This is a genomic window from Actinoplanes sp. NPDC048791 (genome assembly GCF_040650095.1).
Classification (GTDB): Bacteria; Actinomycetota; Actinomycetes; order Mycobacteriales; family Micromonosporaceae; genus Actinoplanes.
The window spans coordinates 1-3,663 of sequence record NZ_JBEZGQ010000843.1 but is presented as its reverse complement, the minus strand read 5'-3'; the positions used below and the strand labels follow the sequence as shown (position 1 = coordinate 3,663).

Below are 3,663 nucleotides of genomic sequence, written 5' to 3'. Positions count from 1 at the left end.
GCCTCCTGCAACTCGTGCAGGGGGCGGTGCTGGCGCACGCGTTCGAGCTGGCCGAGGCCATCGTCGGCCGGGCCATGGACGACCCGGAGGGCCGGGCCGCGGCCGCGCTGCGACGGGCCATGAACGCCGCGCCCGAGCAGGGCGACATCGTGGTGAGCCTGCATCCCGACGATTTCCGCAATCTGGTCGGTACGGCAACCGACGCCGACTACAACTACGAGGGCCGGCCGGTGCATCTGCGGCCCGAACCGGCGCTGCACCCCGGCGACGCGGTGGCCGAGACCGGCACCACGACCGTCGACGCCTCCATCGCCGCCGCCGTGGCGAGAGCGCGGGCCGCGCTGAGACTGTGAGAGGCCCCGACCGGTGACCGACGTCTTCCGCAATCGCATCAACGCCGCCCTGACCGCCGCCCAGCCGCTGAGCCGCGGCAAGGTCACCGGCGCGGTCGGCCTGCGGGTGACCGTCAGCGGGCTGGAGGCCCGGGTCGGCGAACTGCTGCAGATCGGCGAGGGTGCCGAGGCCGTGCTGGCCGAGGTCGCCGCGATCGACGGTGAACGCCTCTCCTGCCTGCCGCTGGGCCCGATCGCGGGCATGAGCACCGGCAGCCCGGTGGTCTCCACCGGCGGTCCGCTGCGCGTCGCGGTCGGCCCGGATCTGCGCGGCCGCATCCTGGACGGCCTGGGCCGCCCGATGGACGGCGGCCCGCCGCTGAAGGGCGAGATGGTCAGCATCGAGGCCGCCCCGCCCTCGGCGATGGAACGCCAGCTGGTCGACGCGCCGATGCCGCTGGGCGTACGGGTGCTCGACACGCTCGTGCCCTGCGGCCGCGGCCAGCGCATCGGCATCTTCGCCGGTTCGGGCGTCGGCAAGAGCACGCTGATGTCCATGATCACCCGGGGCACCACGGCCGAGCTGAACGTCGTGGCGCTGGTCGGCGAGCGGGGCCGGGAGGTCCGCGAGTTCATCGAGCACGACCTCGGCCCCGAGGGCCTGGCCCGTTCGGTGGTGGTGATCGCCACCTCGGACACGCCGCCGCTGGTCCGGCTGCGGGCCGGCTCGGTCGCCACCCGGATCGCCGAGTACTTCCGTGACGAGGGCGGCGACGTGCTGATGATGATGGACAGCGTGACCCGCGCGGCGATGGCCCAGCGCGAGGTCGGCCTGTCCGTCGGCGAGCCGCCGGCCACCCGCGGTTACCCGCCGTCGGTCTTCGCGATGCTCGCCTCGCTGCTGGAACGGGCCGGGCCCGGCGCCCGGGGCAGCATCACCGGCCTCTACACGGTGCTGGTCGAGGGCGACGACCACAACGAGCCGATCGCCGACGCGGCCCGCTCGATCCTGGACGGGCACATCGTGCTCGACCGCAAGCTGGCCACGGCCGGGCACTTCCCGAGCATCCAGGCGCTCGACTCGATCTCCCGGGTGGCCAACCGGATCACCACTCCGGAGCAGAAGAGCGACGCCGCGGAGCTGCGCCGGCTGATGGCCGCCCACCGCGACGTCCGCGAGCTGGTCGAGATCGGCGCGTACGTGCCGGGCACCAACCCGGACGCCGACCGGGCCACCGCGATCTGGCCGCAGATCACCGCCTTCCTGCGCCAGGGCCTGGACGAGAAGGCCGGCGCGGCCGAGTCGTGGCAGGCGCTCCGGCAGCTCATCGCCGCCTCCTGACGGGTGCAGCTCGGGTGCAGGCGCTCAGCCGGTCCGGGCCCGGGCCGAACCAATAGTGAGGGAGTCGCCTCGACGCATCGGGAGGTCTCGTGAATCGCCTGTTCCGGCTCGGACCCGTTCTGCGGGCCCGCAAGGCTCAGGAGGACGCCGCCAAGGGCGCTGTCATCCAGTCCCGCCAGGAGATCCGCGACGCCCAGGCGCTGGTCAAGCGCCGTCAACTCGACCTGGCCGGCGCGGACGCGCCGACCGAGGGCACCGCCCGGGCCATGGTCGCCTCGATGGTGGCCCGCCAGTCGATGGCCGCCACCCTGTCCGGCGCGCACCGGATGGTCGCCGACGCCGAGGACCTGGCCCGGGAGAAGCAGGCCGAGCTGGCCGACGCGGCCAAGCGGCGCCGGGCGGTGGAGTCGATGGCCGAACGGCACGCCGAGGCGGTCAAGGCCCATGATCTGCGGACCGAGCAGCTGGCCATCGACGAGATGGCCGTGACGGCCAAGGCCCGCAACGCGGCCCGGGGCATCGACGCGACCAGCGAGGAACGGGCCAACACCCTGCGCCACGGCAACGGCACCGCCGCCGACCGGGAGGACGCCGCCCGGGAGACCGCGAACTCGGTGGCCGCCCGGCGGCCCGCCGTCGACCTGGCGAACGCCCGGCAGGCGATCGACGCCGCCCGGGCCACACTTTCGCTTGCCGCTAAGCGCGACGACGAAGCCGCCGAACTCACCGACGAGGGTTACGCCGACGACGGGAGCCGCGCATGATTGGTGTCCAGGGAGTCATGTCCCGCATCTCCGAGCTCAAGTCCCAGCTCGGGATCGCCCCACCGGCCGCGCCGGACGCCGCCTTCGCCAACGCCCTCACCAAGGCCACCGGAACCACGGGCACCACCGGTGTCACCGGGCAGGCCGTGGTCGACGCCGCGAAGAAGTACCTCGGCACGCCGTACGTCTTCGGCAGCACGAACGCCGCCAAGGGACTGGACTGCTCGGCCCTGGTGCAGAAGGCGTACAAGGACCTCGGCATCGACCTGCCGCGCACCTCGGCCGAGCAGGCGCGGGCCGGCACCAAGGTCGACAGCATGCGCGACGCGAAGCCCGGCGACATCCTGGCCTTCGACAAGCCGGTCGACCACGTCGCCATCTACCTGGGCGACAACAAGATGATCGCGGCGCCCAAGCCCGGCGACCACGTCAAGATCCAGTCGGTCTACGAGACACCCACCCACATCCGCCGGGTCGTCGGCACCGACCTCGCCGCCCGCGCCGCCACCGGCGCCGGGGCCGCGGCGGCCGTACGCCCGGCCAGCCTGCAGAACTCCACCTCACTGGCCGGCGTCCCGTACGCGGACATGTTCCTCAAGGCGGGCGCGAAGTACGACGTCTCGCCGAAGCTGCTGGCCGCCGTGGCCAAGGTCGAGTCCGGCTACAACCCGAAGGCCGTCAGCAAGGCCGGCGCGCAGGGCCTGATGCAGCTCATGCCGGCCACCGCACGCGGCCTCGGCGTCGACAACTCGTTCGACCCGCAGCAGGCCATCAACGGTGCCGCGAAGCTGCTCTCCAGCCACCTCAAGGAGTTCAAGTCGCTGCCGCTGGCGCTGGCCGCGTACAACGCCGGCGGCGGCAACGTGCACAAGTACGGGGGCATCCCGCCGTTCGCGGAGACCCAGGCGTACGTGCCCAAGGTCCAGAAGGCGCTGGCCGCGCTCGGCTGAGCGCCGTACTCAGAGGGGAACCGCCGCATGACGAGCTCCGTCACCGGGCCGGACCGCAAACCGACGACCGACGCCGGGCGCCGTACGGGCCCCCGAGCGGGTGAAGGCGCGGACGCCTTCGGTTCGGCGCTCTCGGCCGAGCTGGACCGGGCCTCGGCGGACCAGGCCCAGCACCGCGCGGACCGGCAGCGGCAACACCAGGCGAGCCAGGCGGCGCAGAGCCGGACGGCGCAGCAGCGGGCGCAGGACCAGGCCGCGTTGCACCGTTCCGCTGC

General features: G+C 73.4%; 5 protein-coding genes. All 5 read left to right on the top strand.

Going from position 1 to position 3,663, the window contains the following annotated elements; all coding sequences use genetic code 11:
* Positions 1-353 (top strand): FliH/SctL family protein (locus tag AB0C29_RS38185; RefSeq protein WP_360831163.1); only part of this gene is annotated, 353 nt, incomplete at its 5' end.
* Positions 354-366: 13 nt separating this feature from the next.
* Positions 367-1,674 carry a FliI/YscN family ATPase gene (locus AB0C29_RS38180; protein WP_360831160.1) on the top strand — a complete coding sequence of 436 codons (1,308 nt, stop codon included), beginning with the start codon at positions 367-369 and terminating at the stop codon, positions 1,672-1,674.
* A gap of 89 nt (positions 1,675-1,763) precedes the next feature.
* Positions 1,764-2,438 carry a hypothetical protein gene (locus tag AB0C29_RS38175; protein WP_360831156.1) on the top strand — a complete coding sequence of 225 codons (675 nt, stop codon included), beginning with the start codon at positions 1,764-1,766 and terminating at the stop codon, positions 2,436-2,438.
* Entirely contained in the window at positions 2,435-3,388 is a 954-nt protein-coding gene (locus AB0C29_RS38170; protein WP_360831153.1) for a transglycosylase SLT domain-containing protein, read from the top strand. Before AB0C29_RS38175 ends, AB0C29_RS38170 begins: the two co-directional genes overlap by 4 nt.
* 27 nt (positions 3,389-3,415) lie before the next feature.
* A partial coding sequence (locus AB0C29_RS38165; protein WP_360831150.1) for a hypothetical protein occupies positions 3,416-3,663 on the top strand: 248 nt, incomplete at its 3' end.

Coding starts and splice junctions, on each gene's coding strand:
- AB0C29_RS38170 (WP_360831153.1), top strand. CDS start 2,435: ATGATTGGTGTCCAGGGAGTCATGTCCCGCATCTCCGAGCTCAAGTCC.